Below are 24,013 nucleotides of genomic sequence, written 5' to 3' on the forward strand. Positions count from 1 at the left end.
GCATGTTTGCGCTAACGCATGTCTGGTTGCGCTAACTTGGGCGTGGTTGCGCTAACTGCGCGAAAGCGTCCTGTTCTTTTACGGAAACGTCATGTTATGAGGCCGCCAAGGGATGGCATGCACTGCCATACCGGTGCCGCACCGGCACTACGGACCAAGGCCGCCCCGCTGGCCGGCCACCGCGAACAGGAGCGTGAAAGACATGACATCTGGACGGGTCAACCCGCAATTCCGGCTTGAAGATCAAGGCATCACCGGGCTGGGCAATGTCTATTACAACCTCATCGAACCGGCGCTGATCGAACAGGCGCTGAAGAACGGCGAAGGCACCCTTGGCAATGGCGGCGCGTTCCTTGTGACCACCGGCAAGTTCACCGGCCGCTCGCCCAAGGACAAGCACGTCGTCAAGACCGACAGCGTCGCCGATACCATCTGGTGGGACAACAACGCCGAAATGTCGCCCGAAGGCTTCGATGCCCTGTATAACGACATGCTCGCGCACATGCAGGGTGGCACTTGTTACGTGCAGGATCTGACCGGCGGCGCCGACCCGGCCCATGCGATCAACGTGCGCATGATCACCGAACTGGCCTGGCACGGGTTGTTCATCCGCCACCTGCTGCGCCGTCCCGACCGTGACGCTCTGGACGGTTTCGTGGCCGATTTCACCGTCATCAACTGCCCCAGCTTTCAGGCCGACCCGGCAAAGCACGGCTGCCGCTCCGAAACCGTGATCGCGCTGAACTTCGACCGCAAGATCATCCTGATCGGCGGCACCGAATATGCCGGTGAGAACAAGAAATCGGTTTTCACCCTGCTCAACTACCTGCTGCCCGAAAAAGGCGTGATGCCGATGCACTGCTCGGCCAACCATGCCGATGGCAACCCGGTGGACACCGCCGTGTTCTTCGGCCTGTCGGGCACCGGCAAGACCACCCTGTCGGCCGATCCGTCGCGCACGCTGATCGGCGATGACGAACACGGCTGGTCCGAGCGCGGCACCTTCAACTTCGAAGGCGGCTGCTATGCCAAGACCATCAACCTCAACCCCGAGGCCGAGCCGGAAATCTACGCCACCACCACCAAGTTCGGCACCGTGATCGAGAACATGGTGTTCGACGAGGAAACGCTGGAGCTGGATTTCGAGGATGATTCGCTTACCGCGAACATGCGTTGCGCCTATCCGCTCGAATATATCTCCAACGCATCCGACACGGCGCTTGGCGGGCACCCCAAGAACGTCATCATGCTCACCTGCGACGCTTTCGGCGTTCTGCCTCCGATCGCGCGGCTGACCCCGGCGCAGGCCATGTATCACTTCCTGTCGGGCTTCACCTCCAAGGTGGCCGGCACCGAACGCGGCGTGACCGAACCCGAGCCGACCTTCTCGACCTGCTTCGGCGCGCCCTTCATGCCGCGCCGCCCCGAGGTCTACGGAAACCTGCTGCGCGACAAGATCGCCAAGCACGGCGCAACCTGCTGGCTGGTCAACACCGGCTGGACGGGCGGGGCCTATGGCACCGGATCGCGTATGCCCATCAAGGCCACCCGCGCCCTGCTGACCGCCGCGCTCAACGGATCGCTGAACGAGGTCGAGTTCCGCAAGGACGACAATTTCGGCTTTGACGTGCCCGTGGCCGTGCCCGGCGTCGCCGAGGTTCTGCTGGACCCGCGCCGCACCTGGGACGATCCCGAAGCCTATGACCGTCAGGCCGCCAAGCTGGTGCAGATGTTCGCCGACAATTTCGAACAATACGTTCCCTATATCGACGACGACGTGAAAGCGGCGGCGCTCGGCTAAGGCCTTCGCAGTCCGCACCCTGCGGATTACGCCAGGCTCCCGAAAACGCTCTGACCTGCCGGTCGGGGCGTTTTCATTTTCGGCTCCCCGGTCGGGCCGTCGGTTACATCTTCATCCCTTCACCTCCGCTCGTGATCATCCCTTGCGCCAGAGGGCCGATCCGGCGCGTGGGTCCACCCTGACGGGGAAAGGTTGCAAACGGGTTAAGGGCGCGGCGAACGGGGCCAGTTGCGTCCACGATGGACACAAATTTCGGGCAACCCGCCGATTTTCGTACAAAACCCGCGTACACTTCGTACGTTTCGTACGAAACGGGGCGCGTTCCCCCTTGCCCTTTGTGCTGCAAGTGCAAAAATGGGCAAGCAATATTCAATCAAAATAGCTGCCATAACGGCATAATAGTTGCGCTGCACCTGCAAAATGGATAGGACAGTGCCGACAAAAAGAGGATTGATTCATGGCGCATGATGGACAGGACGCAGCAATGGCAAACCCGATCATTCTGAATGACCTTCTCGGCCTGACCGAGGCCGCCGTTTCCCCAGCGGAAACCGTTCTGGCAAAAGCCCGCGACCACCTGCGCGACATGGTCGTGGTCGAGGACCGCGTCGATGGCGCCGCGGTCGAGGCCAACCAGTTCGCCGCTCATGGGCTGGCGTGGCTGGCCACCTATGTCGAGTCCCTCCGCCAGATGCAGAACTGGGCCAAGCGCCTGACCGATATGGGAAAATTCGGCGAGGTAGAGCAGTTGATCCACCAGATCGCCTTTGGCGAATACCTCAGCCAGATCCGTGGCGGCATCCAGATGAACCAGGGCGAAATGGTGCGCCTGACGGATCTGGGCCTGACGCAGGATGACATGGCCGCGCTGGACACGCCGCAAACCCTCACCCTCATGCACTCCGGCAACACCCAGGCCGCGCGCACCCGCCTCGTCGAACTGATGCAGGAACGCAATGCCGATGTCACCGTCGGCCATACCGGCCTCGACGAAGAACTCGACATGATCCGCGAACAGTTCCGCCGTTTCTCGCTCGACAAGGTCGAACCCCATGCACATGAATGGCACCTCAAGGACGAACTGATCCCGATGGACATCATCGACGAACTCGCCGGCATGGGCGTGTTCGGCCTGACGATCCCCGAAAACCTCGGCGGGTTCGGCCTGTCCAAGGCCTCGATGGTTGTCGTGTCCGAGGAACTGTCGCGCGGCTATATCGGTGTCGGCTCGCTTGGCACGCGGTCTGAGATCGCCGCCGAGCTGATCCTCGCCGGCGGGACGGACGACCAGAAAAGCCAATGGCTTCCGCGCATTGCCAGCGGTGAAATCCTGCCGACAGCGGTCTTTACCGAACCCAACACCGGCTCCGATCTCGGCAGCCTGCGCACCCGCGCGGTCAAGGATGAAAACGGCGACTGGAAAGTGACCGGCAACAAGACGTGGATCACCCACGCCGCCCGGACCCATGTGATGACCCTGCTGGCCCGCACCAAACCCGACACGACCGACCATCGCGGCCTGTCGATGTTCCTGGCAGAAAAGACCCCCGGCACCGACGAGGCCCCCTTCCCCACCGAAGGCATGACCGGCGGCGAGATCGAGGTTCTGGGCTATCGCGGCATGAAGGAATACGAACTGGGCTTCGACAACTTCCATGTGAAGGGCGAAAACCTGCTTGGCGGGGAAGAGGGCAAGGGCTTCAAACAGCTGATGGAAACCTTCGAATCCGCCCGCATTCAAACGGCAGCGCGCGCGATCGGCGTGGCGCAATCGGCGTTGGACGTGGGTATGCAATACGCCCAGGATCGCAAACAGTTCGGCAAATCCCTGATCGAGTTTCCGCGCGTGTCCGGCAAGCTGGCCATGATGGCGGTCGAGGTCATGATCGCCCGCCAACTGACCTATTTCAGCGCCTGGGAAAAGGATCACGGACACCGCTGCGATCTCGAGGCCGGGATGGCCAAACTGCTCGGCGCGCGCGTGGCATGGTCGGCAGCGGACAATGCCCTGCAGATCCACGGCGGGAACGGCTTTGCGCTGGAATACGCGATCAGCCGCATCCTGTGCGATGCCCGTATCCTCAACATATTCGAGGGGGCGGCGGAAATTCAGGCGCAGGTCATCGCCCGCCGCCTTCTGGCCTGATACCCATTTTATCCTGAACACTGAAAAGGGGCGCCTGGATGATCCGGGCGCCCCTTTCCTTAACCACGATACTATTTAAACCGAAACAGATCACTCGTTACGCACGAGGGGAAAACCAATCAGAAGCTCAGGACAGTGGTATCGTCCGCCATCAGCGCGGCAGCCATCGCCGGGGGTTTGGCAGCGGTGATACCATCCAACAGGGCCGACGCATCCACGCCCTTGTTCGGAAGGTAGATCGCGCAAACTTCGACCGTGGTATCGGTCTTTTCCATGATCATCTTCATCAGGCCCTGCGGGCTCATGTCCTTGGGTTTTTGCGGAGTGGTGGCGCTGGCCGGGGCGTCCTTGAGGGCCAGATCACCCGCCGGGCCACACAACAGGATCTGCGCCTTGGCGCCCTGCTGAACCGATTGCATGGTCAGCACCATCGACATCAGTTGTGTCTGTGCATCGCCCGATGTGACGACCGTCACCAGCTTGTTGTCGTCTTCGGCCTGCGCGGCACCGGCAAATGCGGTGGTAGCGGCCAACGTCAGGGCAGTCAGGGTCTTTTTCATCGTGAACCTCTTTCAGGGTTGGGGTGAGTGGTGGTTATTCGGGTTGGAAAACGGCCCCCGCGATCACCGCGCGCGAGGTGCGGATGATCAGGGCGGCAATGATCACGATCAACGCCGCCAAAAGCGCCATGCCAAGCATCTGGTGGAAACCGGATTTGGCCACACCGGCATGGACGAAACTGGCAATGGTCAGCGCCGCCACCGGAAAGCTGAGTGCCCAAAAGGACATCGCGAAGGGCAGCCTCAGGATGCGCGGCAATTGCACGGCCACGAGCAGGGCAAAGAAATATGCGGCGTTCAGCAGGATATGAGCGAACGGATCGATCACCCCGCCGTTCAGCCTCAGCCACGCCAGGAACCCCACCGCCGGAGGCGCGATCAGGATGACAAGGGTCGGCTGCAAGCGCCCCGGCAACGGATCGTGAAAGATCAGCCGGTTCATCACCAGCGTCAGCAGAACGACCCAGAAGATCAGGCCGATGGACATGAAATACCAACTGATCTCGACATAGCCCATCTGCGCTCCGGCAATCGGCACGATCACGTTACCCACCGCCGGAATGAACCACGCAGGCGACAGATGCCCATGCACGAAAGAGCGCGTGCTGATCCAGCCGGTGACGACCAGAACGGTCAGCACTCCTTGCAACAGCATACCCACCAGCCACATGCCCTGCGCCACGCCGGGAAACCGGCCCAGCATCGCCGTGGCCATCAACAGCAATGAAATCGACACCGCCGGAAAGAACGCCAGCTTGACCGGATGGTTCCACTCTGCCGCCACCGCAGCAGGATAGCGCAGCGCCTTGGCCGCATAGGTCAGCGCGACGACGACGAACAGCGCCACCGTGGCCGCAAGCGCGACACTTGACGTCACATTCGTCAGGCCAAGCGCTCGCTCACCCGCATGCAGGGCCAAGGTTAGCCCCGACATGCCCATCACCGTGGTGAAGAAGGTGATCGGAAAATGCTCCAGTGCGGAATGCGTCTGCTCGCTCATCATGCGGCTCCGTAAATATACATTCCGCATTCAGCATATATCGAGACCGAGTCTCGTTGATCCAGATCAAACCTTTTGGGAAAAATGGCCATCGCGATACAACGATGACGCGAACATGCCCGGATATCCGCTTATGCGGCGCTCATTCGGCCGGTGCGATGCCCACCTCGACAGGGGTCAGCCCTTCGACCGCACCTTTCAGCAGGCTGCCGGGACGGATCGGCCCGACGCCCGCTGGCGTACCCGTATAAATCAGATCGCCGGGCGCGAGATGATAGAATCCCGAAAGATGCGCGATCAGTTCCGGGACGGACCAAACCATATCGCTTAGCCGCGCGTCCTGCACCACGGCCCCGTCATGCTCCAGCATGATCCGCTGATCACCGATCCGGCCAAACTCCGCCGCAGGCGTGATCGGCGCGATCAGCGCGGCATTCTCGAAATCCTTGCCCAGATCCCAAGGGCGGCGCTTGTCCTTGGCCGCAGCCTGCAAATCACGCCGGGTCAGGTCGATCCCGCAGGCATAGCCCATCACCGCCTCCATCGCATCGGCCTTGCCGACCCGGAACGCAGGCGCACCGATGGCGACAACGAACTCCATCTCGTAATGGCAATCCCCAGTCCCCGGAGGGTAAGGGATACGCCCCCCGGTCAGGCACAGCGCATGGGCGGATTTGGTGAAATAGAACGGCGCTTCGCGATCCACCTGATTGCCCATCTCGGCGGCATGGGCCGCGTAATTGCGCCCGACGCAAAAGATACGCCGCACCGGAAAGGCGCGGTCGTCCCCGGCAACCGGAATACGGGGCGTGGCGGGCGGATCGAACAGCAGGTCATCATTCATGCTGCCGTTATGCGCCCTACCCCGCCCCCTGTCAAAGCGATCCCCGCATCCGATTGGCGCGGCATGCATCCTGTGCCATGAAGGCGTTACGCACGCTCAGCAAAAGACAGCCCATGATTTTCAAACGCTACGCAATCTACTACCTCCCCGAGCCCGGCCCGCTGGCCGAATTCGGCGCGGCATGGTTGGGCTGGGATGCGGCCAGCGGGCAGGACATGGCGCATCCCCGTATCGACGGCCTGCCCCTGCCTGCCGAACAGATCACCGACACCCCGCGCAAATACGGGCTGCACGCCACGATCAAACCGCCCTTCCGCCTGGCGCCCGGCACGACCGAAAACGCCCTGAACGACGCGCTCGCGGCCTTTTGCGCGGATCAGCCCGCCGTCACGCTGGACGGGCTGGAACTGGCGCAGCTTGGCCGCTTTCTGGCCTTGCGCCCGGAAGGGGACGAAACCGCGCTCAACGCCCTGGCCGCAAACGCGGTGCGCATCCTCGATGCCTTTCGCGCCTCAATGACCGAGGCCGAACTGACCCATCGCCGCGCCGCGAATCTCAACCCGGAACAGGACGCGCTGTTGCTGCAATGGGGATACCCCTATGTGATGGAATCCTTCCGCTTTCACATCACCCTGACCGGCAAACTGCCCAAGGCGCTGGCCCGCCAGACCGCACAGGTGCTAAAGCCGCATCTCGCCCCGCTTCTGCCGCAACCGTTTCGCATCGCGACCCTGTGCCTGATGGGCGAGGCCGCAGATGGACGCTTTCACCTGATCGCCCGGCACGAGTTGACCGGCTGACGCTCAGCCCCCGGCCAACGGCCTCGCCTCGATCACCACAAAGGCCTGCGCCCAGGGGTGATCGTCGGTCAGGGTGACATGGATAATCGCCTCGTGCCCTGCAGGCGTCATCGACGCCAGCCGATCCGCCGCCCAGCCGGTGACATGCATCCGCGGTTGCCCCGTATCCAGATTGCTCACCGCCATGTCCTTCCACGCGATCCCCATGCGCAACCCGGTGCCAAGCGCCTTGGAACAGGCCTCTTTCGCGGCCCATCTCTTGGCATAAGTGCCCGCCACATCGGCGCGGCGTTCGGCCTTGCGCTGTTCTGTCTCGGTGAAAACCCGGTTGCGAAACCGGTCGCCGAACCGCTCCAGCGTTCCGGCGATCCTGTCGATATTCGCCAGATCGGTGCCGATACCAAGGATCATTCCGTTCCGTCCCGATCACGCAACAGGGTCAGCTGGTTCCCCGCCCCAAGGCCAAGAAACAGCCGGTTACAGATCACATAGCCCCCGGCATAAAGCCCCAGCAGAATAAGGAATTGTTTCGACAACGCGGGCGCGATGGCCAGTTTGCCGAACTCGGGCGCGATCCCCGCCGCGCCATAGGCAAGCGCCACGTTCAGCCCCACCGCGATCACACCGGCCACCCAGGTAAAGCGCCACGCCTCGCCCGGATCGGGTTTGCGCCCCATTTTGCGCGCGAACTGCTGCCCTTCGATCACCGCCGCGATCATCGCCGGCACCATCAACTGCGCCGACGATCCAAGCTGCGTATCCACCTGCGCATTCAGCCCGGCCACGGCCAGAGCCACGCCAAGCGCGACGACCAGAAAAACGATGGCATAGCGCAGGTAATTCACGCCCGCGCCTCATCCATCAGGCGGCGCATTTCGGCAATCGCGGGCGCAAGACCCCGAAAAATCGACTCGCCGATCAGGAAATGCCCGATATTCAACTCGACCACCTCGGGCATGGCCGCGACGGGCTGTACGGTGTCATAGGTCAGGCCATGCCCCGCATGCACCTCCAGCCCCAGCGAATGGGCCAGCGCCGCCCCCTCGCGCAGCGCCTCCAACTCGGCGTCGCGGCGGGCAAAATCCCCCTCGGCGTGGAAATCGCAATAGGCACCCGTATGCAGCTCGACCACCGCCGCACCGATCCGCGCGGCAGCCTCGATCTGGCGCGGTTCGTGACCGATGAACAGCGACACGCGGCACCCGGCCTCGCGCAGCGGCGCAATGAAACCGGCCAGCCGGGTTTCATCCCCCGCCACGTCCAAACCACCCTCGGTCGTGCGCTCCTCGCGCTTTTCGGGCACGATGCACGCGGCATGCGGCTTGTGGCGCAGGGCAATTGCCTGCATTTCCGCCGTGGCGGCCATTTCGAAATTCAACGGACATTCCAGCGCCGCGATCAGCCCGTCGATATCGGCATCCACGATATGGCGGCGATCTTCGCGCAGATGCGCGGTGATCCCGTCGGCCCCGGCCTCTTCGGCCAGTTTGGCCGCGCGCACCGGGTCGGGGCAGGCCCCGCCGCGCGCGTTGCGCACGGTGGCCACATGGTCAATATTCACCCCCAACCGCAGCTTTTCCGTCGTCGCCATCGCACAGCCTTTCCTTGAGCGTCCCGAGTCGCCGCTCAGACTAGTCCTGATTGTTCTTGGCGTCAGCCTTTTGCGCGGCTTTTTCCCGGATCGCGGCCCATTTGGCCTTGAGCGCGCCCTTGCGGCGATTCTGATAGGCCTGGATGACCGGCAGGCTCAGGTAATACCCCGCCAGCCCGGCGATCAGGCCAGGGATCATGCCACCGATCAGATAGGGAAAGAACACCTCGTCATAAAACAGGTGCAGATGGCTCCAATCCACCGGCGCATCCGTGAAAACGGCCCAGAGATTGTCTTTCAGGTCGCGCCCCGCATCCACGAATTTCCCGCCAAGGGAGCGATGCACCTCATCCGCAGACCCGTGATGCATGCCCAGCAGGAAATACCCGGTTTGCAACGACATCGCCCCGATCGGCACGAAGGTCAGCGGATTGCCCACGAAGGTCGCCAGCAAGGCCGCGACGATATTGCCGCGCAGGACCCAGGCCAGCGTCGCCGCATACAGGAAATGAAAGCCGAACAAGGGCGAAAAGGTCACGAAGATGCCCGCGAAAATACCCCGTGCGATCCGGTGCGGCGGATCGGGCAGACGGTGCAGACGGTGGCGAACATACCGAAACGCCCGCCCCCAGCCGCCGCGCGGCCAGAAGAAGTCTGCCACGATCTGCCAGATCGGACGTCTGTCTCGGCGTTTAAAGACCACCTGTGTGCTCCTAGCGTTCTGGGGCGCTCGACACCCCGGCTCTTTGCGGATCGCGACGGCGTTCCACTTCGGCAACATCGCTTTCCGCGTTCAGAACCGAAATCACGCCATGCAGATGCTCGGCGTCACGCAGTTCGACATCGACAAGCAGTCGGAAGAAATCCGGTTTGCGATCCACGAATGTCAGGTCCGAGATATTGGCCTTCTGCTCGCCGATCAATGTGCAAATCCGCCCCAGCACACCTGCATCGTTGCCGATGGTGATATCGAGCGTCACGTCATAGGCTGCCGGATGCTTGCCCGCGTGCCAATGCAGATCCAGCCAGCGCTCGGGCTGGTCGTCATAAGCGGACAGTGTCTCGCAGTCGATCGCATGCACCACCACGCCGCGCCCACGATACGTGATACCCACAATACGCTCGCCCGGCAGCGGCTGGCAACAGCGGGCGCGCTCGAAACTCTGATCGGCGGACAGGCCGATCACCGCCCGGTCGCGGCCCACCTCTTCGGCATCCTTCGGCGCGAGATCGGGATAGACCGCATGCAAAACCTGCCGCGCCGTCAACTCGGCGCTGCCCAGACGGGCCAGCACCTCGTCCCGCCCCTTGACCCGCAAGGTCGTCGCCGCCGAGTCCAGCGCCTTGTCGGTGGCCTTCTTGCCGACATGCTCGAACGCCGAACGCGCCAGTTCGCGGCCCAGCTTGATGTAACGGTCGCGATCCAGCTCGCGCAGGGCGCGCCGGATGGCCGAACGCGCCTTGCCGGTGGTGGCGATGTCCAGCCATGTCGCCTGTGGCGTCTGACCGTCGGCGGTGATGATCTCGACCGATTGGCCGTTCTTGATCCGGGTCCACAGCGGCACGCGCATCGTGTCCACCTTGGCGCCCACGGTGGCATTGCCGATCCGGGTGTGAATGGCATAGGCAAAGTCGATCGGCGTCGCGCCACGCGGCAGTTTCACCACATCCCCCTTGGGGGTAAAGCAGAACACCTTGTCGGCATACATCTCCAGCTTGACCGCTTCGAGAAAATCCTCGTGATCTTCCTCGGCGTCGAATTGCTCGGTCAGGCCGGAAATCCACTTGGCCGGATCAACGGCAAACGGGTTCTCGACACGCACACCGTCACGATAGGACCAATGCGCCGCCACGCCCGATTCGGCCACGTCATGCATGGCCTGCGTGCGAATCTGCACCTCGACCCGCTTGCCGTCGCGCCCCGAGACGGTTGTGTGGATCGAACGGTACCCGTTCGACTTGGGCTGGCTGATGTAATCCTTGAACCGCCCCGGCACAGCGCGCCAACGCTGGTGAATCGCCCCAAGCGCGGCATAACAATCCGCCTCGCTCCGGGTGATGATGCGGAACCCGTAGATATCGCTCAGACGGGAAAACCCCATCTCCTTTTCCTGCATCTTGCGCCAGATCGAATAGGGCTTCTTGGCGCGTCCGAACACGTCGGCCTGAATGCCGGCCTTGTCCAGTTCGTGCAGCATGTCGCCGGTGATGTGTTCGACCACATCGCCGGTTTCCTTCTGCAAGGTGATAAAGCGGCGGATGATCGAGGCGCGCGCATCCGGGTTCAGCACGCGAAATGCCAGATCCTCCAGTTCCTCGCGCATCCACTGCATGCCCATGCGGCCCGCCAGCGGCGCAAAGATATCCATCGTCTCGCGCGCTTTCTGGGCCTGCTTTTCCGGGCGCATCGCCTTGATCGTGCGCATGTTGTGCAGCCGGTCGGCCAGCTTGACCAGAATGACCCGCAAATCCTTGGACATGGCCATGAACAGCTTGCGGAAGTTCTCGGCCTGCTTGGTCTCGGAACTGGACAGCTGCAGATTGGTCAGCTTGGTGACGCCATCGACCAGATCGGCCACCTCGGCCCCAAAGCGGCTGGCCACCTCGGCATAGGAGGCGCGGGTATCCTCGATCGTGTCATGCAAAAGCGCCGTGATGATCGAGGCATCGTCCAGCCGCTGCTCGGCCAGGATCGCAGCCACGGCGACAGGATGGCTGAAGTAGGGTTCCCCCGAATGGCGAAACTGACCCTCATGCATGTCGCGGCCATAATCATAGGCCGCGCGGATCAGCGCTTCGTCACTCTTGGGGTTGTAGGTGCGGATCAGCGCGACAAGGTCATCAACCGAAATCATGCCGCCCGCAGCTCCGGAATTGTCGTCAGGCTCAGCCCTGACCCTGGGCTTCCATCAGAGCCCGCAACAGCTTTTCCTCCGACATGTCGTCGTCGGCTTCGGGCTTGTCGGGCTCACCGCCGCCCATCAGCAAGGCCATCGAATCCTCTTCGGGTTCGTCCACCTCGATCTGGGTCTGGTTCGATTCGATCAGGCGTTCGCGCAATTCGTCCGCCGATTGGGTTTCATCGGCGATTTCGCGCAGGGCCACGACCGGGTTCTTGTCGTTGTCGCGGTCCACGGTCAGCGGCGCACCGGCCGAGATTTCACGAGCCCGATGCGCGGCAAGCATGACCAGTTCGAACCGGTTGGGAACCTTGTCAACGCAATCTTCAGTGGTAACGCGGGCCATGGGACCTCCGATAAATCTCTGCAGAAGTGGTTTATCTAAGGCCTCGCGCCCGGATTTACAAGCAGAGAATCAGGCACCCGCCCGACCTGCGAAAACAGGATGAAGCGGCCCCCATATCCGCACCGTTTCACGGGCCAGACGGGCCTGTTCGACACGGTCGAGATACGCCAGCGCCGCGTTTTCGTCACCGCCCGACTCATGCAGCGCCTTGTGCCAGACACGCGCCACGGATCGCGCCGACCACGGCAGCACCGCCGCCGCCAGCCAGCGGCGCGCGGCGGGCAGCAGCCGGTCGAAATCGGCCATCGGGCTGCGCGCCATCCGGCGCCGGCCAAGCGTGCTGCGGCAGTTCGTGACCATGTCAGGCGGCCATTTGCCTGCGCCAGACCGGAAACGGATCGGGCAGGTAGGTAAACTCCTGCGGATCGAACGCCGTGTCCGATCCCGTCAATGCCCCGTCCAGCGCCGCGCAGATCGCCGCACGATCCATGCCCGTGCCGATGAACACCAGTTCCTGCCGCCTGTCTCCGAACGGCTCCTGCCAGTGACGCGCCATGTACTCCTGCGCCTGCGGATGATCCGGCCAACTCTCGGGCGGGACGCTGGCCCACCATGTCCCGAGCGGCGCCACCTTCGACAGCGCCCCGGCCAGGCTGAACTCGGCCACCCAGTCTGGACGGCTGGCCAGCCAGAAATGCCCCTTGGCCCGGATCACCCCCGGCAGCGGGCCGTTCAGAACCGCATGCACCTTTTGCGGATCGAACGGCCGCCGAGCCCGGTACACGAAAGACGACACGCCGTATTCCTCGGTTTCCGGCACATGATCGGCAAACCCGTACAACTCTTTTGCCCATAGCGGATGCTCATGCGCCTTGTCGAAATCGAACAGCCCCGTATCAAAGATCGCCTCGGGCCGGACTTCGGCGAAATCCGTCTCGATCAGGCGCGCATCCGCATTCAGGCTGCGTACGATCTTGCGCGCCGCGCTGGTCTGCTCAGGGCCTGCATCGCCGACCTTGTTCAACACGACGACATCGGCGAACTCGATCTGATCGACCAGAAGGTCCACCAGCGTGCGCTCGTCGCCATCGCCCGCCACCTCTCCGCGATCGCTCAGGAAATCGTGGCTCGAATAATCGGCCAGCAGATTCGCCGCATCCACCACCGTCACCATCGTGTCCAGCCGCGCCACATCCGACAGGCTGTCGCCCGCCTCGTCACGAAACTCGAAGGTCGCCGCCACGGGCAGGGGCTCGGCGATCCCGGTGGATTCGATCAGCAGGTAATCGAACCGCCCCTCGTCCGACAGGCGCCGCACCTCCTGCAACAGGTCGTCGCGCAGGGTGCAACAGATGCACCCATTGGTCATCTCCACCAGCTTTTCCTCGGTCTGGCTCAGGTTCGCGCCACCTTCGCGCACCAGATCAGCGTCGATATTCACCTCGGACATATCGTTGACGATCACGGCCACCCGCCGCCCGTCGCGATTGTTCAGCACGTTGTTGAGCAGCGTGGTCTTCCCTGCCCCCAGAAATCCCGAAAGAACGGTTACCGGCAGGCGTCGGTCAGGCTGTGGCATGGGTCAGGTCTCCTTCGCGCATCGCTGTAAATGTGATGTTATACTATTACATTCGTCGATCCGGGGAATGCAACCCCCCTTCCGGCCTCGCCATGACGTTACAGCGCCCGCACCTCGTTCCGCATCTCGTCCGGCAAATCCGCCAGCATCTGCGCCACCGTCCGCCCCGAGACAGGATGACGCCACCCCGGCGCGATATCCGCCAACGGCACCAGAACAAAGGCCCGGTCCTGCATCCGTGGATGCGGCAGAATCAGGGTGTCGGGGGCCTCCTGCATTTGCCGCTCCAGCGGCAGATCGCGCCATTCGGCATATGTCTGCCTGTCCGGCAATACCGTCTCGCCCACGGCGATCAGGTCCAGATCCAGCGTCCGCTGCCCCCATCTGCGCACCCGTTCGCGCCCCATAAACGCCTCGACCTCGTGCAACACCGCCAACAGATCTTCCGGTTCGCCGTCATAGGAAAGCCGCGCTGCGGCATTCACGTAATCCGGCCCCGCTCCGGGTGGAAAACAGGGCGTTCTGTAAAACCGGCTCACGGCATCGACCGGCACACCCAACGCGCTCAGACGCTGCAACGCAGCATGCAACGTCCGGGCCGGATCGCCCGCCCGCGACGGCATATTTCCACCGATGGCGATCAACGGACTCTGTTTCTCAACCATTGTTTCCTATCCTTAAGGACAAGGCGTTTTCTATTGCGTTCCCGCCCGGATATCCTAGTTTTACTGATTGTTCCGTCCGGCATCCACTCACTGAACGCTCATTGCGGCCGGAACAAGTGAATTTGAAAGGACATTCTGTATGTTTTACAAAGACGAACGGCTTGCGCTGTTCATTGACGGGTCGAACCTGTACGCGGCCGCAAAATCTCTCGGCTTCGACATCGACTACAAACTGTTGCGCGCCGAGTTCATGCGTCGCGGCAAACTGTTGCGTGCGTTCTACTACACGGCTCTGCTGGAAAACGACGAATATTCGCCGATTCGCCCTCTGGTTGACTGGCTGAACTATAACGGCTTCACCATGGTCACCAAACCGGCCAAGGAATACACCGACAGTCAGGGCCGCCGTAAGGTCAAGGGCAACATGGATATCGAACTGGCCGTGGACGCGATGGAACTGGCGCCGCATGTCGATCATATCGTGCTGTTCTCGGGCGATGGCGATTTCCGGCCCCTGGCCGAAAGCCTGCAACGCCAGGGCGTGCGCGTTTCGGTCGTATCCACGATCCGCAGCCAGCCGCCGATGATCGCCGACGACCTGCGCCGTCAGGCCGACAATTTCATCGAGCTCGAAGACCTCAAAGACGTGATCGGGCGCCCGCCGCGCGATTTCAGCCAGTCCCGCGACGACGCCTATCAAAGCAGCGACTGATACGGCTTTCCATGCGCGCGCCCGTTCACTCCGGGCGCGCACGTCACCTCTTTGCGTGCGCCTCCCCTCCGATGCAGGCCGCTCCCCCCTCCCCGCACCTTACTTCCGCCCATTCCCGCCTTCCCTCTGGACGCGGACGGCCCATGGTCTTACCTCTGAGCGCAACAGGAGGCCCAGCATGACCAAACCGCCCCTCACCCTATACCTGGCCGCGCCGCGGGGATTTTGCGCAGGCGTGGACCGCGCTATCAAGATCGTTGAAATGGCCCTGCAGAAATGGGGCGCACCTGTCTATGTGCGGCATGAGATCGTGCATAACAAATACGTCGTGGACGATCTGCGCGCCAAGGGGGCGGTTTTCGTCGAGGAGCTCGACGAATGCCCCGATGACCGCCCGGTGATCTTTTCCGCCCACGGCGTGCCGAAATCCGTGCCCGCCGCGGCGGCCGAACGCCAGATGCTCTATGTCGACGCCACCTGCCCCCTGGTGTCCAAGGTGCATATCGAGGCCGAACGCCACGCCGAAGCGGGCCTTCAGATCGTCATGATCGGCCACGCAGGCCACCCCGAAACCATCGGCACGATGGGCCAGTTGCCCGAGGGCGAGGTTCTGCTCGTGGAAACCCCCGCCGATGTGGCAACGCTCGACGTGCGCGACCCCGGCAAGCTGGCCTTTGTCACCCAAACCACCCTGTCGGTCGATGACACCGCCGATATCGTCGCCGCGTTGCAGGCCCGCTTTCCCGCCATCAGGGGGCCGCACAAGGAAGACATCTGTTACGCCACCACCAACCGGCAAGAGGCGGTCAAGGCCCTGGCCCCGAACGCCGACGCGATGCTGGTGGTGGGCGCACCCAACTCGTCGAACTCCAAGCGCCTGGTCGAGGTGGGCCGCCGCGCGGGCTGCACCTATTCGCAACTGGTGCAACGCGCCACCGACATCGACTGGCGCGCCCTCGACGGTATCCGCTCCCTCGGCATCACCGCCGGGGCCTCCGCCCCCGAAATTCTGGTGAACGAGGTGATCGACGCCCTCAAGTCCCGCTATGACGTGACTGTCGAAACCATCGAAACCGCCACCGAAAACGTCGAATTCAAAGTCCCGCGCGTCATGAGGGAACCGGCCTGAGCGCGGACGTGCCGGGTGCCGGGATCGCTTGACAGTTCCGTCACGCTCAGGCCCCATGACCGCGAACCGAGGGAGACCAAAGCATGATGAGCCTGCATTTCCTTGTCACCGCGCTCGTGGTCGTCATCGCGCCCGGAACCGGAGTGATCTACACGCTGGCCATCGGCCTCGGGCAGGGCCGCCGCGCGGCGTTCATGGCCGCTCTCGGCTGTACCCTCGGGATCGTGCCCGCACTTGTCGCCGCCACACTCGGGCTCGCCGCGCTGCTGCACAGTTCGGCCCTGCTGTTTCAGGTCGTGAAATTCGCCGGGGTGGCGTATCTGCTGTGGCTGGCGTTCCAGGCCGTGAAATCGGACGGTGCACTGGCCGTGCGCCCCGATCGCCGGTCGGAACCGGGACTCACCATCGCCCGGCGCGGCGCGCTGATCAACATTCTCAATCCCAAGCTCTCGATCTTTTTCCTCGCCCTGCTCCCCCCGTTCCTGTCGGGCGATCCCGCAACCGCCACCACCGAGATGGTCAGCCTCGGAGCCGTCTTCATGGCGCTTACTTTCATCGTGTTCACGCTCTATGGCAGCTTCGCCGCCGCCATGCGCGATCGCCTGCTCGCCTCCGAACGCGCAATGCGCTGGCTGAACCGCAGCTTCGCGGCCATTTTCGCCACGCTCGGCGCGCGCCTCGCACTGGAAAAAACGGCATGAGCGCGATCCCCCGCGCCCCCCTGATCCTTGGCCTCACCGGTCTGATCCCCTTCGTCTGGGGCGCGATCACCGTCCTTCTCCCCGATCTGGCCAGCTGGACCGCCCGCACCCTCGGAGGGCGCTTTGCGGGCCCTTACGTGATGCTGTTTTACGGCGCGGTGATCCTGTCCTTCATGTCCGGCGTGCTCTGGGGCTTCGCCGCCCGTCTCGAAGGCGCACAGGCCAGTACCGGCTATGTCCTGTCGGTCATCCCCGCCCTCTGGGCCTTCTTCATGACCGGCGGCGGCCCGACCGGATCGGCGATTTCCCTGATCGCCGGGTTCATCGGCATCCTCGGGCTCGACTGGCTGTTCTGGCGTCACGGCGCCGCGCCCGAGTGGTGGATGTCGCTCCGCCTCGCCCTCACAGCCGTGGTCGTGACCTGCCTGACCATCGGCGTCTTCTTCTGATCGCCCTCTCGCGCGGATTGACACCCGCCGCCCCAGACTGCAACAGGACCGCCATGACCGACCTGACCCTTTATTCCATGCCCTCCTCGGGCAATAGCTACAAGATACGGCTGCTGCTGTCCTTTCTGGGGCGCGACTACACCCATGTCGCCTGTGAAATGCAGTCCGCCGAAACCGCCAGCGCCAAGGCGGCAGGCCACCTGCCGCTCGGCAAGCTGCCCGCCCTGCACCTGCCGGATGGCACGATCCTGTCGGAATCGAACGCCATCCTGTGGTATCTGGCCCACGGCACCGGCTGGGTTCCTGACGATCTCCTGACCCAGTCGCAAATGCTCGCCTGGATGTTCTTCGAACAGAACCGGCACGAGCCGGTGATCGCTGTGCGCGCCTCGCTCAACTCCTACCCCCACCTGGCCGAACAGGCGACACCCGCGCTCATGGCGAAGCTGCTGGCGGACGGCCACGCGCTCCTGCAAATCATGGAAGACGCCCTCACGGGGCGCGAGTGGTTCGCCGGCACCACCCCCACCCTCGCCGACATCGCGCTTTATGCCTATACCCACACGGCGGAGTCGCGCGGCGGGTTCGACATGGCCCGCTTTCCCAATATCACCGCATGGTGCGGGCGCGTCGCCGCCCTGCCCGGCTATCGGGGGCTGTTCGATCATGGCTGAGCTGTTCGCCTATACCGACGGCGCCTGTTCCGGCAATCCCGGCCCCGGCGGCTGGGGCGTGCTGTTGCAGGCGGTGGAAAACGGCACCGTCGTCAAGGAACGCGAACTCAGTGGCGGCGAGGCCGAAACCACCAACAACCGCATGGAACTTCTGGCCGCGATCGCCGCGCTGGAAACCCTGTCCCGGCCCTCCACCCTGACCATCGTCACCGACAGCGCCTATGTGAAAAACGGTGTCACGGGCTGGATTCACGGCTGGAAGCGCAACGGCTGGAAAACCTCGGCCAAAAAGCCCGTCAAGAACGTCGAACTCTGGCAACGTCTTGAGGCCGCGCAACACCGCCACAGCGTGACATGGGAATGGGTCAAGGGCCACGCGGGCCATCCCGAAAACGAACGCGCCGACGAACTGGCCCGCGCGGGCATGGCCCCCTTCAAACCCGGCAAGGCCGAGGCATGACAGCCCTCGCGCTGCTCGATTACGCCTCGGTCCTGGTCTTCGCCCTGACCGGCGCACTGGTCGCCTCGCGCCAGCAGCTCGATATCGTCGGCTTCGCCTTCGTCGCCAGCCTGACGGCGGTCGGCGGCGGCACGCTGCGCGACGTTTTCCTGGATCGCAACCCGGTCTTCTGGATCGGCAACCCCGATTACATCCTGATCGCCTGCACCGCCGCCCTGCTGATCTTCTTCACCGCGCATCTGGCCGAAAGCCGCTACCGCTGGCTGACATGGCTCGACAGTTTCGCACTGGCCGTGGCCGTTCCCGCAGGCGTGGCCGCCGCGCTGCAAATGCTGCAACCGGGGCCTATCGTGGTGATCATGGGCGTCGTCACCGGCTGTTTCGGCGGGCTGATGCGCGACGTGGTCTGCAACGAAGTCCCGCTGGTCCTCAAACAGGGCGAACTCTACGTGACCGCCGCCTTTGCAGGCTCGCTCGCCGCCGTCGCCCTGACCGCGCTGACCAATGACATGACCCTGATCCTCGGCACCTGCGCCGCCCTCACATGGGTGTTGCGCGCCGGGTCCATCGCCTTCGGCTGGCGCCTGCCGGTCTACAGGGCCCGCCCGCCGAAAAGCTGACCGCGCCTTCACTTTTCCGGAAATACTCGCGCCGCAGGCATCGCCCGCAGGGCGATCTACTTTTTCGGCCCGCCACGCCCCGCGACATAGGTCTGATACAGCCAGATCAGCAGCAACGCCCCCAGAACCGCACCGATCAAACCGCCCAGCAATCCGGCGACCGTCAGCACCATGCGCAACACGAACCCGCCGATCAGCGCTCCGGCGATGCCGATGGCGATGGTGGTGACGATATCAGTTTCCAGCTTCATCAGCCGCGTGGCCAGAAACCCCGCTGCCGCGCCAATGATGATCAGGTAAATAACGCCCATGCCTTATCTCCGCCGCCAATGTGTCGGGACAATCACCAATGCCCCGATCGAGGACAGGATCGCATCCACCCCCGGCGCCCCAAAGCGAATCCCGAACATGATCCGCAGGAAATAAAACAGGAACGCCCCGCCCACGCAGATGATGATGGATTGCAGATACCCGTTGCGGGTGAACCCCGTCTTTTCCGACAGGTAGCCGACGATCCCGGCCACGACCACCGTTCCGAACAGAGTCAGAAACATCGCGATCTCCTCGTTACAGACGCGCACCCGCAGGGATACTCATCCCCCGCAGGAAGGTTTCGGCATCCTGCGCGCCCTTCCCGGCCCGTTGCAAGCGCAAAAGCCGCACGGCCCCCTCGCCACAGGCCACTGTCAGCGCATCGTCCAGCACCTCACCGGGTACGCCGTGGCCTTCGGCAACGGTCGAGGCCAGCAACTTGACCCGCTCGCCATTCACCTCGCACCACGCGCCGGGAAAGGGCGACAGCCCGCGAATATGCGCGTCGACCTCTGCCGCTGGCCGGGTCCAGTCCACCCGCGCCTCGGCTTTATCGATCTTCTCGGCATAGGTCACGCCCGCATCGGGCTGCTTCTCAGGCGTCAGATCGTCCAGCCGCTCCAACGCCTCGACAATCGCCCGCGCGCCCATTTCGGACAGCCGGTCATGCAAGTCCCCGGTGGTGTCCCGCGCCCCGATCGTCGTGACCTTGCGCAACAGCACCGGGCCGGTATCCAGCCCGGCCTCCATCTGCATGATGCAAACGCCGGTTTCCGCGTCACCCGCCATGATCGCCCGGTGAATCGGTGCCGCCCCGCGCCAGCGCGGCAACAGGCTGGCGTGAATGTTCAGGCACCCGCGCCCCGGCGCATCCAGAATGGCCTGCGGCAGGATCAGCCCATAGGCCACCACCACGGCGATATCGGCCTGCAGCTCGGCAAAGGCCGCCTGCTCGGCCCCGTCCTTCAGGCTGACGGGGTGGCGCACCTCCAGCCCCAATTCTTCGGCGCGGGCCTGCACCGGCGTCGGGCGTTCCTTCTTGCCCCGGCCCGCCCGGCGCGGCGGCTGGCAATACACGGCCACCACCTCGTGCCCGGCCCCTATCAGGGCATCCAGCACCGGCACCGAAAACTCCGGCGTTCCCATGAAGATCACGCGCATCTCAGCCCACCTTCCGCGCCTTACGCAACAGCATGTCGCGCTTCACCTTCGACAGACGGTCGAAATACAACCGTCCGTTCAGATGGTCGATCTGATGCTGCACAGACGTCGCCCACAGCCCGACGAAATCGCGCTCTTCGATCTCTCCGGCTTCGTTCAGGAAACGTACCGTCACCGCACGCGGGCGTTTCACCTTTGCCGACACGCCGAGCAGGTTCGGGCTGGCCTCTTCGTGTTCGCGCAACTCGATGCTGGAATGCAGGATTTCGGGGTTGGCCATGCGCACCGCCTCGCCGCGCCCGGCGCTGGCATCGACCACCGCCAGCCGCTGCATGACCCCAATCTGCGTCGCCGCAAGGCCAACACCCGGCATCGCTTCCATCGTGTCGATCATGTCGTCCCAGATGGCGCGAATATCGTCCGTCACCGCTGTAACCGGCGCGGCCACGCTTTTCAGCCGCTTGTCGGGCCAGGGCAGACAGCGCCGCACGGCCATCCGCTCAGGCCCTCGCCTTGGCCTGTTCGCGCTTCAGCTTCTGCATCTTGCGGGTGATCATCTGGCGCTTCATCGGGCCCAGGTAATCGATGAACAACTTGCCGTTCAGGTGGTCGATCTCGTGTTGCACACAGGTCGCCCACAGCCCGTCGAAGGTTTCGCTCTGCTCGTTCCCGTCCCGGTCGATCCAGCGCACATCCACCACCTTGGGGCGCTTCACCTCGGCATATTGCTCGGGGATCGACAGGCAGCCCTCTTCATAGACATTCATTTCGTCCGAGGCCGCCACGATCTCGGGGTTGAACATCACCAGCGGGCGGGGGGCCTCGTTCTCGTCCTTGACGCAATCCATCACGATCAGCCGGTCCAGCACCCCGATCTGCGGCGCGGCCAGCCCGATCCCCGGCGCGTCATACATGGTTTCCAGCATGTCGTCCGCCAAGGCGCGCAATTGGTCCGACAGGTCGGGCACAGGGGCGCAGACCTTTTTCAGGCGCGGGTCGGGATGGATCAGGATCGGACGTTTCATGCCGCTTCATTTAGGTGATCGCTCCCCGATCCGCAACGCCCCTTGCACCTGACGTGCAAATCACTAGCCTGCCCGCAACTCAAGGGAGACAGCCATGAATTTCGACGACATCATCGACCGCCGCGGCCACCTGTCCAGCAAATGGGACATGATGGAAAAGAACTATGGCGTCCCTGCCGATGACGGGCTGGCCATGTGGGTGGCCGACATGGATTTCCGCTCGCCCGATTGTGTGCAGGACGCCGTGCGCGCCAAGCTCGAACACGGCATCTACGGCTATCTCGGCGATTACGGCCCCTACACATCCGCCATCGCGTGGTGGATGGAAAACCGCCACGGCTGGCAGGTCGATCCCGATTGGATTCTTACCACCACCGGCCTGTGCAATGCCGTCGGCCTTGCCGTCGACACGCTGACCAACCCCGGTGACAGCGTCGTGCTGCTCACGCCCGTCTATCATGCTTTCGCCCGCGTCATCCGCACCGCCGGGCGCAATGTGCGCGAATGCCCACTGGTCAATGAAAACGGCCGCTATCGGATGGATTTCGACGCCTACGAATCCCTGATGACCGGCGACGAGAAAATACTGATCCTTTGCTCGCCCCACAATCCCGGCGGCCGCGTCTGGAGCAAGGACGAACTGCGCGCCGTCGGCGACTTCGCCCGCCGCCACGACCTGCTGCTCATCTCCGACGAGGTGCATCACGACCTCGTTTATCCGGGCCAGACCCACACCCCCATGCCGCTGGCCGATCCCGGTATCGTCGACCGGCTGATCATGCTCACCGCGCCGTCGAAAACCTTCAACATCGCGGGCACCCATACCGGCCAGATGATCGTGTCCAACGACATGCTGCGCGGCCAGCTCAAGGCGCGGATGTCGGCCCTGTCACTGGGCACCCACGATTTCGGCATCGCCATGACGACCGCCGCCTACAGCCCCGAAGGCGCGGCCTGGGTCGATGAACTGGTGGCCTATCTCGACGGCAACCGCAAACTGTTCGACGACGGCGTCAACGCCATTCCCGGCGTCAAATCCATGCCCCTCGAAGCCACCTACCTGTCATGGGTCGATTTCTCGGGCACCGGCATGAGCCGCGAGGAATACAAGCGCCGCGTCAACAAGGACGCCCGCATCGCGGTCAACTACGGCTCGACCTTCGGATCGGGCGGCGAATCCTTCCTGCGCTTCAATATCGGCATGCCCCGCGCGCAGATCGCCGAAGCCGTCGAACGCCTGCACGCGGCCTTTGCCGACCTGCAATAGTCGCACGACAGGGCACCGGCGCGACCCCGCCCCGCGCCGGTCAGTCCCGCCCGATCAACGCCACCGGCGCTTGCGGGTCGCGCTCGAAATCGACGGGCGCTTCGTCACTGGCCGGGGTCACCCGCTTGAGCTCGAAGCGAATCTCGCCGCCCTCTTCCTCGGAGGCGACGATCAGGCAATGCGACAGGTGTTTCGTCCCGTCATACAGATCGACCAGCCCGCGCAAATGCCCCGCCTTGTCGGCCTCCACGGCAAACCCGCCCTCCCAGGCGCGCAGCACCGGATAGGCATCCTCCCCGGCATGAACCCGCAACCGGCGGCTTTGTCTCACGGCGCGCTTGCGGGCCTCGTCAAGGCCCGCCTGCACATCGGGCGGCAAATAGGTGGTCATGGCACTACATCCCCAGAATCATGCCAACAGTCTGTGCCACCGCACTATTACGATCACGTGAAATCTTGCGTGTTGACGCAAATCAGCCCGAAACTGTTGCTTTCGGACGCAGCACATGCGGCTGCGCCGGATCGTAAAGCGCGCTTTCGGTGAAATCGCTGATCTCGCCCAGAACCGGCCCCACAAGGATCAGCGCCGTGCGCGTGATCTTTTCGTCGCGCACCTTCAGCCGGATATCGGCCAGCGTCCCGCGAATGAACATCTGGTCCGGCCAGCCCACGCGATAGGCCACCACCACAGGGCAATCGGCCCCGTAATGCGGGGTCAGCACGCGCTCGATCTCGCGCAGGGCGCGCACGCCCAGATGAATCGCCAGCGTGCTGCGTGTGCGGGCGAAATTCTCCAATGTCTCGCCATCGGGCATCGAGGTCGATTTCATCGACACCCGCGTCAACACGATGGATTGCGCCACCTCCGGCACGGTCAACTCCTGCCCCAGTGCCGCCGCCGCCGCCGCGTAGGCCGGGACGCCGGGAATGATCCGATAGTCGATCCCGTCGGCGCGCAGCCGCCGGATCTGCTCGGCAATCGCCCCATACAGTGACGGATCGCCCGAATGCACCCGCGCCACGTCCTGCCCCTTGCCATGCGCCTCGCGGATCACGGCATGGGTTTCGTCCAGCGTCATCGGCGCGGTGTCCATCACCAGCGCCCCCTCGGGCGCACAAGCCACGACCTCGGCAGGCACCAGCGACCCGGCATAGAGACACACAGGGCATTCGCCGATCACCCGCTCGGCCTTTTTGGTCAGAAGCTCCGGGTCGCCCGGCCCCGCGCCAATGAAATACACCGTCATGCCAAAGCCCCCGACTTCATCTTT

The 24,013-nt window shown here is 63.6% G+C and carries 30 protein-coding genes; 11 read left to right on the forward strand and 19 right to left on the reverse strand.

Going from position 1 to position 24,013, the window contains the following annotated elements; translation table 11 throughout:
- The first annotated feature begins 202 nt into the window (after positions 1-202).
- Together KPG71_RS16550 and KPG71_RS16555 are read left to right on the forward strand one after the other, a co-directional pair.
- On the forward strand, positions 203-1,801 hold the full coding sequence (locus KPG71_RS16550; RefSeq protein ID WP_216339360.1) for a phosphoenolpyruvate carboxykinase: 1,599 nt from the start codon (positions 203-205) through the stop codon (positions 1,799-1,801).
- A gap of 457 nt (positions 1,802-2,258) precedes the next feature.
- Positions 2,259-3,947, forward strand: a complete 1,689-nt coding sequence (locus KPG71_RS16555; RefSeq protein WP_216339362.1) for an acyl-CoA dehydrogenase family protein — start codon at positions 2,259-2,261, stop codon at positions 3,945-3,947.
- Between the two features lie 119 nt (positions 3,948-4,066).
- Here KPG71_RS16555 and KPG71_RS16560 read toward each other — a convergent pair whose 3' ends face one another.
- From KPG71_RS16560 to KPG71_RS16570, 3 genes are all read right to left on the reverse strand, one after another.
- Positions 4,067-4,507 (reverse strand): hypothetical protein, encoded by a 441-nt coding sequence (locus tag KPG71_RS16560; RefSeq protein WP_216339364.1) that lies wholly within the window; start codon positions 4,505-4,507, stop codon positions 4,067-4,069.
- Positions 4,508-4,541: 34 nt separating this feature from the next.
- Positions 4,542-5,507, reverse strand: coding sequence for an SLAC1 anion channel family protein (locus tag KPG71_RS16565; protein ID WP_216339367.1), 966 nt, complete (start codon positions 5,505-5,507; stop codon positions 4,542-4,544).
- A 142-nt stretch (positions 5,508-5,649) separates the two neighbouring features.
- Entirely contained in the window at positions 5,650-6,351 is a 702-nt protein-coding gene (locus KPG71_RS16570) for a fumarylacetoacetate hydrolase family protein (RefSeq protein ID WP_216339369.1), read from the reverse strand.
- Positions 6,352-6,464: 113 nt separating this feature from the next.
- Here KPG71_RS16570 and KPG71_RS16575 point away from each other — a divergent pair, with 113 nt between their 5' ends.
- Positions 6,465-7,151, forward strand: a complete 687-nt coding sequence (locus KPG71_RS16575; protein WP_216339371.1) for a DUF1045 domain-containing protein — start codon at positions 6,465-6,467, stop codon at positions 7,149-7,151.
- 3 nt (positions 7,152-7,154) lie between these two features.
- Here the strand turns inward: KPG71_RS16575 and acpS are convergent, their stop codons facing one another.
- From acpS to folK, 9 genes are all read right to left on the reverse strand, one after another.
- Positions 7,155-7,562, reverse strand: a complete 408-nt coding sequence (gene acpS, locus KPG71_RS16580; protein ID WP_216339373.1) for a holo-ACP synthase — start codon at positions 7,560-7,562, stop codon at positions 7,155-7,157.
- On the reverse strand, positions 7,559-7,996 hold the full coding sequence (locus KPG71_RS16585) for an ABZJ_00895 family protein (RefSeq protein ID WP_216339375.1): 438 nt from the start codon (positions 7,994-7,996) through the stop codon (positions 7,559-7,561). The genes acpS and KPG71_RS16585 overlap by 4 nt, the downstream gene beginning before the upstream one ends.
- Positions 7,993-8,742 (reverse strand): pyridoxine 5'-phosphate synthase, encoded by a 750-nt coding sequence (locus tag KPG71_RS16590; RefSeq protein ID WP_216339377.1) that lies wholly within the window; start codon positions 8,740-8,742, stop codon positions 7,993-7,995. Before KPG71_RS16590 ends, KPG71_RS16585 begins: the two co-directional genes overlap by 4 nt.
- Positions 8,743-8,782: 40 nt before the next feature.
- The gene (locus KPG71_RS16595) at positions 8,783-9,445 is read right to left on the reverse strand and encodes a DUF2062 domain-containing protein (RefSeq protein WP_216339379.1); all 663 of its coding nucleotides are present in this window, start codon (positions 9,443-9,445) and stop codon (positions 8,783-8,785) included.
- Positions 9,446-9,455: 10 nt separating this feature from the next.
- Positions 9,456-11,597 (reverse strand): bifunctional (p)ppGpp synthetase/guanosine-3',5'-bis(diphosphate) 3'-pyrophosphohydrolase, encoded by a 2,142-nt coding sequence (locus KPG71_RS16600; protein ID WP_216339381.1) that lies wholly within the window; start codon positions 11,595-11,597, stop codon positions 9,456-9,458.
- A 31-nt stretch (positions 11,598-11,628) separates the two neighbouring features.
- The gene (gene rpoZ / locus KPG71_RS16605; protein ID WP_073035496.1) at positions 11,629-11,988 is read right to left on the reverse strand and encodes a DNA-directed RNA polymerase subunit omega; all 360 of its coding nucleotides are present in this window, start codon (positions 11,986-11,988) and stop codon (positions 11,629-11,631) included.
- A 69-nt stretch (positions 11,989-12,057) separates the two neighbouring features.
- Positions 12,058-12,348: a DUF6525 family protein gene (locus tag KPG71_RS16610; protein ID WP_216339384.1), complete on the reverse strand. Its 291-nt coding sequence runs from the start codon at positions 12,346-12,348 to the stop codon at positions 12,058-12,060.
- Position 12,349: 1 nt separating this feature from the next.
- Positions 12,350-13,567 carry a GTP-binding protein gene (locus tag KPG71_RS16615; RefSeq protein ID WP_216339386.1) on the reverse strand — a complete coding sequence of 406 codons (1,218 nt, stop codon included), beginning with the start codon at positions 13,565-13,567 and terminating at the stop codon, positions 12,350-12,352.
- 98 nt (positions 13,568-13,665) lie between these two features.
- Positions 13,666-14,232: a 2-amino-4-hydroxy-6-hydroxymethyldihydropteridine diphosphokinase gene (gene folK / locus KPG71_RS16620; protein WP_216339388.1), complete on the reverse strand. Its 567-nt coding sequence runs from the start codon at positions 14,230-14,232 to the stop codon at positions 13,666-13,668.
- A gap of 139 nt (positions 14,233-14,371) precedes the next feature.
- Between folK and KPG71_RS16625 the strand changes: the two genes are divergently transcribed.
- The 7 genes from KPG71_RS16625 to KPG71_RS16655 all read left to right on the forward strand — a co-directional run bounded on the left by KPG71_RS16625 (position 14,372) and on the right by KPG71_RS16655 (position 18,977).
- Positions 14,372-14,944: an NYN domain-containing protein gene (locus KPG71_RS16625; protein WP_073035500.1), complete on the forward strand. Its 573-nt coding sequence runs from the start codon at positions 14,372-14,374 to the stop codon at positions 14,942-14,944.
- 178 nt (positions 14,945-15,122) lie between these two features.
- On the forward strand, positions 15,123-16,073 hold the full coding sequence (gene ispH / locus KPG71_RS16630) for a 4-hydroxy-3-methylbut-2-enyl diphosphate reductase (protein ID WP_216339390.1): 951 nt from the start codon (positions 15,123-15,125) through the stop codon (positions 16,071-16,073).
- An 83-nt stretch (positions 16,074-16,156) separates the two neighbouring features.
- Positions 16,157-16,774, forward strand: a complete 618-nt coding sequence (locus KPG71_RS16635; RefSeq protein WP_216339392.1) for a LysE family translocator — start codon at positions 16,157-16,159, stop codon at positions 16,772-16,774.
- Positions 16,771-17,223 (forward strand): DUF3429 domain-containing protein, encoded by a 453-nt coding sequence (locus KPG71_RS16640; protein WP_216339394.1) that lies wholly within the window; start codon positions 16,771-16,773, stop codon positions 17,221-17,223. The genes KPG71_RS16635 and KPG71_RS16640 overlap by 4 nt, the downstream gene beginning before the upstream one ends.
- A gap of 53 nt (positions 17,224-17,276) precedes the next feature.
- Positions 17,277-17,897, forward strand: coding sequence for a glutathione S-transferase family protein (locus KPG71_RS16645; RefSeq protein WP_216339397.1), 621 nt, complete (start codon positions 17,277-17,279; stop codon positions 17,895-17,897).
- Complete coding sequence (rnhA, locus tag KPG71_RS16650) at positions 17,890-18,357, forward strand: ribonuclease HI (RefSeq protein ID WP_216339398.1); 468 nt, start codon at positions 17,890-17,892, stop codon at positions 18,355-18,357. The genes KPG71_RS16645 and rnhA overlap by 8 nt, the downstream gene beginning before the upstream one ends.
- On the forward strand, positions 18,354-18,977 hold the full coding sequence (locus tag KPG71_RS16655) for a trimeric intracellular cation channel family protein (RefSeq protein WP_216339399.1): 624 nt from the start codon (positions 18,354-18,356) through the stop codon (positions 18,975-18,977). The genes rnhA and KPG71_RS16655 overlap by 4 nt, the downstream gene beginning before the upstream one ends.
- Before the next feature lie 56 nt (positions 18,978-19,033).
- Here the strand turns inward: KPG71_RS16655 and KPG71_RS16660 are convergent, their stop codons facing one another.
- The 5 genes from KPG71_RS16660 to def (KPG71_RS16680) are packed head-to-tail and all read right to left on the reverse strand — an operon-like array spanning position 19,034 to position 21,475.
- Positions 19,034-19,288 carry a GlsB/YeaQ/YmgE family stress response membrane protein gene (locus KPG71_RS16660; protein ID WP_216339400.1) on the reverse strand — a complete coding sequence of 85 codons (255 nt, stop codon included), beginning with the start codon at positions 19,286-19,288 and terminating at the stop codon, positions 19,034-19,036.
- A gap of 3 nt (positions 19,289-19,291) precedes the next feature.
- Positions 19,292-19,531 (reverse strand): hypothetical protein, encoded by a 240-nt coding sequence (locus tag KPG71_RS16665; RefSeq protein WP_216339401.1) that lies wholly within the window; start codon positions 19,529-19,531, stop codon positions 19,292-19,294.
- A 13-nt stretch (positions 19,532-19,544) separates the two neighbouring features.
- Positions 19,545-20,450 (reverse strand): methionyl-tRNA formyltransferase, encoded by a 906-nt coding sequence (fmt, locus tag KPG71_RS16670; protein ID WP_216339402.1) that lies wholly within the window; start codon positions 20,448-20,450, stop codon positions 19,545-19,547.
- 1 nt (position 20,451) lies between these two features.
- Positions 20,452-20,946 carry a peptide deformylase gene (gene def / locus KPG71_RS16675; RefSeq protein WP_216339403.1) on the reverse strand — a complete coding sequence of 165 codons (495 nt, stop codon included), beginning with the start codon at positions 20,944-20,946 and terminating at the stop codon, positions 20,452-20,454.
- A 4-nt stretch (positions 20,947-20,950) separates the two neighbouring features.
- The gene (gene def, locus KPG71_RS16680) at positions 20,951-21,475 is read right to left on the reverse strand and encodes a peptide deformylase (RefSeq protein WP_216339404.1); all 525 of its coding nucleotides are present in this window, start codon (positions 21,473-21,475) and stop codon (positions 20,951-20,953) included.
- Positions 21,476-21,569: 94 nt separating this feature from the next.
- Between def (KPG71_RS16680) and KPG71_RS16685 the strand changes: the two genes are divergently transcribed.
- Entirely contained in the window at positions 21,570-22,742 is a 1,173-nt protein-coding gene (locus KPG71_RS16685; protein WP_216339405.1) for a MalY/PatB family protein, read from the forward strand.
- A gap of 40 nt (positions 22,743-22,782) precedes the next feature.
- On the opposite strand, the gene KPG71_RS16690 is transcribed toward KPG71_RS16685, so the two are convergent.
- Positions 22,783-23,133 (reverse strand): hypothetical protein, encoded by a 351-nt coding sequence (locus KPG71_RS16690; RefSeq protein WP_216339406.1) that lies wholly within the window; start codon positions 23,131-23,133, stop codon positions 22,783-22,785.
- A gap of 82 nt (positions 23,134-23,215) precedes the next feature.
- Positions 23,216-23,989 carry a precorrin-4 C(11)-methyltransferase gene (cobM, locus tag KPG71_RS16695; protein WP_216339407.1) on the reverse strand — a complete coding sequence of 258 codons (774 nt, stop codon included), beginning with the start codon at positions 23,987-23,989 and terminating at the stop codon, positions 23,216-23,218.
- Positions 23,990-24,013: the final 24 nt, after the last annotated feature.

Origin of the sequence: Roseovarius sp. PS-C2 (genome assembly GCF_018862045.1) — a bacterium.
Classification (GTDB): Bacteria; Pseudomonadota; Alphaproteobacteria; order Rhodobacterales; family Rhodobacteraceae; genus Roseovarius.

What these genes read in the sequence shown, in the direction of transcription:
- KPG71_RS16685 (WP_216339405.1), top strand. Translation starts at nt 21,570, where the DNA reads ATGAATTTCGACGACATCATCGACCGCCGCGGCCACCTGTCCAGCAAA.
- KPG71_RS16640 (WP_216339394.1), top strand. Translation starts at nt 16,771, where the DNA reads ATGAGCGCGATCCCCCGCGCCCCCCTGATCCTTGGCCTCACCGGTCTG.
- KPG71_RS16560 (WP_216339364.1), bottom strand. Translation starts at nt 4,507, where the DNA reads ATGAAAAAGACCCTGACTGCCCTGACGTTGGCCGCTACCACCGCATTT.
- KPG71_RS16635 (WP_216339392.1), top strand. Translation starts at nt 16,157, where the DNA reads ATGATGAGCCTGCATTTCCTTGTCACCGCGCTCGTGGTCGTCATCGCG.
- KPG71_RS16690 (WP_216339406.1), bottom strand. Translation starts at nt 23,133, where the DNA reads ATGACCACCTATTTGCCGCCCGATGTGCAGGCGGGCCTTGACGAGGCC.
- def (WP_216339403.1), bottom strand. Translation starts at nt 20,946, where the DNA reads ATGGCCGTGCGGCGCTGTCTGCCCTGGCCCGACAAGCGGCTGAAAAGC.
- KPG71_RS16610 (WP_216339384.1), bottom strand. Translation starts at nt 12,348, where the DNA reads ATGGTCACGAACTGCCGCAGCACGCTTGGCCGGCGCCGGATGGCGCGC.
- KPG71_RS16665 (WP_216339401.1), bottom strand. Translation starts at nt 19,531, where the DNA reads ATGTTTCTGACTCTGTTCGGAACGGTGGTCGTGGCCGGGATCGTCGGC.
- KPG71_RS16625 (WP_073035500.1), top strand. Translation starts at nt 14,372, where the DNA reads ATGTTTTACAAAGACGAACGGCTTGCGCTGTTCATTGACGGGTCGAAC.
- KPG71_RS16550 (WP_216339360.1), top strand. Translation starts at nt 203, where the DNA reads ATGACATCTGGACGGGTCAACCCGCAATTCCGGCTTGAAGATCAAGGC.
- fmt (WP_216339402.1), bottom strand. Translation starts at nt 20,450, where the DNA reads ATGCGCGTGATCTTCATGGGAACGCCGGAGTTTTCGGTGCCGGTGCTG.
- acpS (WP_216339373.1), bottom strand. Translation starts at nt 7,562, where the DNA reads ATGATCCTTGGTATCGGCACCGATCTGGCGAATATCGACAGGATCGCC.
- def (WP_216339404.1), bottom strand. Translation starts at nt 21,475, where the DNA reads ATGAAACGTCCGATCCTGATCCATCCCGACCCGCGCCTGAAAAAGGTC.
- KPG71_RS16575 (WP_216339371.1), top strand. Translation starts at nt 6,465, where the DNA reads ATGATTTTCAAACGCTACGCAATCTACTACCTCCCCGAGCCCGGCCCG.
- KPG71_RS16590 (WP_216339377.1), bottom strand. Translation starts at nt 8,742, where the DNA reads ATGGCGACGACGGAAAAGCTGCGGTTGGGGGTGAATATTGACCATGTG.
- rnhA (WP_216339398.1), top strand. Translation starts at nt 17,890, where the DNA reads ATGGCTGAGCTGTTCGCCTATACCGACGGCGCCTGTTCCGGCAATCCC.
- KPG71_RS16570 (WP_216339369.1), bottom strand. Translation starts at nt 6,351, where the DNA reads ATGAATGATGACCTGCTGTTCGATCCGCCCGCCACGCCCCGTATTCCG.
- KPG71_RS16655 (WP_216339399.1), top strand. Translation starts at nt 18,354, where the DNA reads ATGACAGCCCTCGCGCTGCTCGATTACGCCTCGGTCCTGGTCTTCGCC.
- rpoZ (WP_073035496.1), bottom strand. Translation starts at nt 11,988, where the DNA reads ATGGCCCGCGTTACCACTGAAGATTGCGTTGACAAGGTTCCCAACCGG.
- folK (WP_216339388.1), bottom strand. Translation starts at nt 14,232, where the DNA reads ATGGTTGAGAAACAGAGTCCGTTGATCGCCATCGGTGGAAATATGCCG.
- ispH (WP_216339390.1), top strand. Translation starts at nt 15,123, where the DNA reads ATGACCAAACCGCCCCTCACCCTATACCTGGCCGCGCCGCGGGGATTT.
- KPG71_RS16565 (WP_216339367.1), bottom strand. Translation starts at nt 5,507, where the DNA reads ATGAGCGAGCAGACGCATTCCGCACTGGAGCATTTTCCGATCACCTTC.
- KPG71_RS16615 (WP_216339386.1), bottom strand. Translation starts at nt 13,567, where the DNA reads ATGCCACAGCCTGACCGACGCCTGCCGGTAACCGTTCTTTCGGGATTT.
- KPG71_RS16645 (WP_216339397.1), top strand. Translation starts at nt 17,277, where the DNA reads ATGACCGACCTGACCCTTTATTCCATGCCCTCCTCGGGCAATAGCTAC.
- KPG71_RS16600 (WP_216339381.1), bottom strand. Translation starts at nt 11,597, where the DNA reads ATGATTTCGGTTGATGACCTTGTCGCGCTGATCCGCACCTACAACCCC.
- KPG71_RS16555 (WP_216339362.1), top strand. Translation starts at nt 2,259, where the DNA reads ATGGCGCATGATGGACAGGACGCAGCAATGGCAAACCCGATCATTCTG.
- cobM (WP_216339407.1), bottom strand. Translation starts at nt 23,989, where the DNA reads ATGACGGTGTATTTCATTGGCGCGGGGCCGGGCGACCCGGAGCTTCTG.
- KPG71_RS16660 (WP_216339400.1), bottom strand. Translation starts at nt 19,288, where the DNA reads ATGGGCGTTATTTACCTGATCATCATTGGCGCGGCAGCGGGGTTTCTG.